Source organism: Sinomonas cellulolyticus (assembly GCF_014656475.1).
GTDB classification, from domain to species: domain Bacteria; phylum Actinomycetota; class Actinomycetes; order Actinomycetales; family Micrococcaceae; genus Sinomonas; species Sinomonas cellulolyticus.
In genome coordinates, this window is the sequence record NZ_BNCM01000029.1 from 1 (window position 1) to 3,832 (window position 3,832).

General features: G+C 66.0%; 4 protein-coding genes. 3 read left to right on the forward strand and 1 reads right to left on the reverse strand.

Features of this window, described 5'->3' with window-relative positions:
- The 3 genes from IE231_RS17990 to IE231_RS18000 all read left to right on the forward strand — a co-directional run.
- Positions 1–1,215: tyrosine-type recombinase/integrase (locus tag IE231_RS17990; RefSeq protein WP_306341577.1), on the forward strand; the 1,215-nt coding region annotated here is incomplete at its 5' end.
- Positions 1,212–1,544, forward strand: coding sequence for a helix-turn-helix domain-containing protein (locus tag IE231_RS17995; protein WP_189695370.1), 333 nt, complete (start codon positions 1,212–1,214; stop codon positions 1,542–1,544). The genes IE231_RS17990 and IE231_RS17995, both read left to right, overlap by 4 nt.
- Before the next feature lie 172 nt (positions 1,545–1,716).
- A complete protein-coding gene (locus IE231_RS18000; RefSeq protein ID WP_189695371.1) occupies positions 1,717–3,111 on the forward strand; it encodes a hypothetical protein in 1,395 nt (464 codons plus the stop codon).
- Positions 3,112–3,176: 65 nt separating this feature from the next.
- On the opposite strand, the gene IE231_RS18005 is transcribed toward IE231_RS18000, so the two are convergent.
- Complete coding sequence (locus tag IE231_RS18005) at positions 3,177–3,677, reverse strand: hypothetical protein (protein WP_189695372.1); 501 nt, start codon at positions 3,675–3,677, stop codon at positions 3,177–3,179.
- Positions 3,678–3,832 lie beyond the last annotated feature (155 nt).

Below are 3,832 nucleotides of genomic sequence, written 5' to 3' on the forward strand. Positions count from 1 at the left end.
GACGGCCATCGTAAGAGTCCCGATATGCCGGAAACCAGCACCCTCTTGCCAGAAGCCTCAATGTTGTGTTGGATGCAACATGTGGTCAAGGCGAGCGGTGGTCCGGCGGGAGCGGCGAGGTTGACGTTGGCATCCGGCGTCGGGTTCCTCAATCCGGCTGCCACCGTCCTAGACGCGATGCTGGAGGGCTGGGCAAATCAGCAGCGTGCTCGCTTCCTGAAGGATGAGACGGTCCGTCGGCGGGCCAGCACGGTACGCAGGCTGGTCGAATTCTCGGACCAGTATCCGTGGGAGTGGACGGCGGCGGAGATCGAGGCGTTTGTCGCCGCGCAGACGGTTGGCGCAGAGGCGATCTCGGCCTCGACAGCGCGATCCTGTACGGGGAACCTGCGGCTGTTCCTCGAGTACGCGGAGGATCCCCGCTACGGCTGGCAGGCGGCGTGCATCGAGCGGTTCGGGCAAGCGCCGCGGCAGCTGCTGGACGAGTGGAACACCGTGGCGCACACGAGCGCCTATGAGGGTCGGCCCGGGAGGCGGCCGCTGTCCTATGACGAGGTGCAGCAGCTCTTCGACGCCGCGGACGACCTTGTCGAGTCGACGCGGGCACGGAAGCGGAAAGGGGCGCTGACTGCGCAGCGCAATGCCGCCATTCTCAAGACGGTCTACGCCTTCGGCCTGCGCCGCCGAGAGGCCTGGGGCCTGGACCTGGAGGACATGAGAAGGAATCCGAAGGTGCCCGCCTTCGGCCAATTCGGGGCGCTGCTGGTCAGATGGGGCAAATCGAAGCGGGGCGGGCCGCCGAAGCGTCGGACCGCGATGCTCGTGCCCGAGATGGACTGGATCGTGCCCGTCCTCGAGCAGTGGGTAGCCGACGTCCGCCCGCGCTTCGACCCCGGAAAGCACAGTGCGCTATGGGTGACGGAGCGTCGCGGGAGGCTCGATTGGCGCGGGATCAATGCCGCGTTCGCCGAAGCACGTGATGCCGCCGCCCTCGACAAGGAGCTCGATCTGCACTGCCTGAGGCATTCCTACGTGACGCACCTGGTGGAATTCGACTACCCGGAAAGATTTGTCCAGGAGCAGGTCGGCCATGCGTACGCTGCGACAACAGCGATCTACACCGGTGTCTCGGACGCCTACCGCAATACGCTGCTCCAGCGGGCGATCGAGAAGCACCAGCCGAACCTCTGGCACGACCTTGAAGGGCAACCATGATCAGGAAGATGGGCATCCGGTGGAATCTGCGGCTCCGGATGGCCGAGCGCGGATACTTTGCAACCAGCGATCTGGTCCCACTCTTGGCAGAGCGGGGCGTCCACCTCTCCCGCGAGCAGGTCTACCGGCTGGTGACCCACTCACCCCAACGTCTGAGCACCGACACCTTGGCCGCGCTCTGCGACATCCTCGACTGCACGCCGAACGACCTGATCGAAGTCGCAGCCGAACCCAGGCAGGTATCCAAGACGGGAACGGCCGGAACCGGGCCGGACGGGCCGCCGGCACCGGTGCAACGCACCCGAATCCGCAGACCGGACCTCGGGTAGCGCCTTGCCTGACGCAACCACGCCATCAACCGGCCGGCAGCCAGTCCGCTGTCCTATGTGCGGTCAGCTCAAGCGATTCGCCGCCCAGTGGCCGATCGGGCCCGTCTGCTTCCACTGCTACAGTGCGGCCCGCGCGAAGCCGCGGGCATGCCAGAGCTGTGGAGAGCTGCGAGTGCTGGTCGCCTCGACTGAGCCGACCGCCAGCAGCCGGCTGGTGGTGCCGACGCTCTGCGGCCTGTGCAGCGGCACTCCCCGATTCGCCTACATCTGCCTCCGCTGCGGCGGCGGCGAAGAGCCGTACAAGCAAGGCATCTGCGTGCGCTGCGCCGTCCGGGACCAGCTCGCGCGCGCATTCGGCGACTGGCCCCCTGGCAGCACGGCGGCGATCCTCATCAATGCCCTCGCAGAGAGCCGTCGGCCACGATCGGTCATGAAATGGCTCACCAACCCTCGCGGCGGAGCGCGCATCCTGCGCGAACTGCTCGATGCGGGCACACCAGTGACCCATGCAGTGCTCGACGGCTTCGACGCTCGCGAAGCATGGTCGCTCAGGCGAACACTGGTCAGTCTCGACGTGCTGCCGAAGCGAAACGAGAACATCGAGCGGCTCGAAACTGTGCTCGACCGGATCTGCGCCGGGCTGCGGCCGGAACACCGCAGCCTCGTGCGCGCCTACGCGTCCTGGCGCCTCCTGCGACGGTCGCGGCGCAGCTACGAGACCTCAGGCAAATTCACCTACCAGCAGTTCCACGCAGCATCGACGCGACTAAGCCAGATCGCATCGTTCGTGTCCTGGCTCGCGATGCATCGCACGACTCTGCACGAACTTGACCAGGCGACAATCGAGCGCTGGCTCAACGACACGAATCATGCACACCCCGCAGTGGCTGACTTCCTCCACTGGGCTGCTCGCCGCGGGCTCGCACCGGATCTGACCCTGACATTCCCCAGATCACCCGGGCCAGCGCTGGACATGACCGACGAGGAACGATGGAGCGAACTCAACCGCTGCCTGTCGGATGCATCGATGCCAGAGGACGTCAGGACAGCCGGTGCTCTCCTGCTGCTCTACGGGATCCCCCTGGCACGGATCGTCGAGCTCACCACTGCGCACCTCGATTTTTCAGATGGCACGTCCCAGCCGTCAGGGTTCTCCGTCGCGCCTGGCCGACCGGCCGTCGTCATCCCGCCGATACTCGGAAGACTCCTTATCGGGCTTCGCTTCCGGCGGTCGTCCTACGCTCCTTTGATCTCCGCGAATCCCTCAGACCCTGATTGGCTCTTCCCCGGCTGCGGTCCCGGTGGCCACATCTCCTGGACCGCTATGGCTCGACGGCTCAAGGCACACGGCATCCGCGTCCGCAGATCGCGCAACGCGGCCCTCATCGCGCTGGCCGGAGATCTTCCCGCGCCGGTGCTGAGCGACCTCCTAGGAATGAGCACTGCCGCAGCGATCCAGTGGTCCCGACGAGCCGGCCGTGATTGGCTCGGGTTCATAAACGCGCTCGAGCAGCGTCAGAGCGCAGCCCGCACGACAGTGCGGCGCCCTGTATCCCCTTCAGTCTGAAGCGGCGCTGGCTGGTCGACAATCCGGATCGGGCACCCATGAAGCGCTTCAGGCGGCGAAAACCGTCACTCCGGCTTTGGCCCCTCGGATTCGGTGCCGAAGCGGTCGACGGCCTCCACAAGTGAGGGTGACTCCTGGTTGATCCTTCGCTTCACGAACTTGAGGACATCCCAGACGGTCGGGCCCCCGCCGTGTTCGCTGTCCAGGGCTAGGACGGGGAGCCCCCAGGCGTCCACATTCCACCGCCAGCCCGGCTGCCCGTCGCACACCAGGTCCCCGACGAAGTAGGCGACCTCGCTCATGATCGGACCGTCCACGTCGATCGTCTTCTCGTCTATGGCCCGGTCTAAGACCTGGACGCCCTGCCTGCCCGTCAGGTCCGCGTTGTGGAGAGCTGCCCATGCCGTCAGCAACGGGTACTCGCCGATGCGGGCAACGTCGAGAGTTCTCAGTGGATCGGGCCCGCTCTCGACGGGGCGGTAGGCTGCAACGCGGCGTTCTGGATATTCGCCTGCATAGGGTCGGGGAAGCCGACGGTGGCGCCGCTCGTCTCGACTGCGCTCCATGTCGTCAAGCTAGCACTGTGCCCGGCTTTCGATACCTCTCGCTGAGGGATGGGGCCGCGCACCCGCCAAGAATTAGACCGAAAGGCGTCAGGCGGAGGGCAGGATCGGTCGTTCCCAGAGGTGGACGGTGCTGGTGAGCTTGTCGTACCTGTAGG